Source organism: Oleiphilus sp. HI0123 (genome assembly GCF_001635315.1).
On sequence record NZ_LWGE01000172.1, the window covers coordinates 1 to 740 of the forward strand.

Genomic DNA, 740 nt, shown 5'->3' on the forward strand with positions numbered 1-740 from the left:
GACAACGTCTATCTCAACATCTAGCCATTCTGGATGATCTAAGGCCTCGCCTTGCGCTTGCTTTAAGAGTTGTTGATCCAACAATTCAAACACCAACGTTGCCATCGCATAAATGCCGATGTCGCCACTCGAAACCAAGGCGGTTGTTTTACCGCTAGCCGCGAGATCTAAGGCGAGTTTAGCTCGCCCGATCTCTTCCCCCAAAGGTAACTCGTGATGTGTTTTTCCATCACACACATCACCTAACAAGTCGAGATACAAACCGTACGCGACCAAATCTGAACTGGCTCCAATGGCGCTAAGCGCTTTCGGCGCCACAAGAGATCTATCACCAGGACCGGTGCCCACTACAAATAACTGACTCATGCTAATTTTGTTTCCTGCTCTTAATTCAAATGAACTATTTTTCCAATACGACCTAAGCACTATTACTTATCTGACGCTGTCTTAGTAAAGCTCCGTGCAATCGCGCACGTGGCTTTCTTTGTCTTTTGTTTCGATAAAACCAACTCCGCTGGCGCAGACGTCGTCTTTTGTGCCGAATACAATGCCGCCGATTCAGCGACCCCATACACGCCAACTGTGTCGAATATATAATCTGACTTTACGCTCAGCTGAGACTCAACCGTCGCCAACTGATCTTTGTCCCATGTGAGATACGGTAAAGCCAGGGATGCCGCCAAATCGATTAACCCTTGTTCGTCCGCCTTAATATCAATGCTTGCGATGCCGCTAATCTG

General features: G+C 47.7%; 2 protein-coding genes. Both read right to left on the reverse strand.

What is annotated here, in order from left to right:
* Positions 1 to 366, reverse strand: a 366-nt coding sequence (locus A3761_RS01545) for an SAM-dependent methyltransferase (protein WP_231881116.1), incomplete at its 3' end; no start/stop codon positions are given.
* Between the two features lie 62 nt (positions 367 to 428).
* Positions 429 to 740 (reverse strand): cobalamin biosynthesis protein (locus tag A3761_RS01550; RefSeq protein WP_197472725.1); only part of this gene is annotated, 312 nt, incomplete at its 5' end.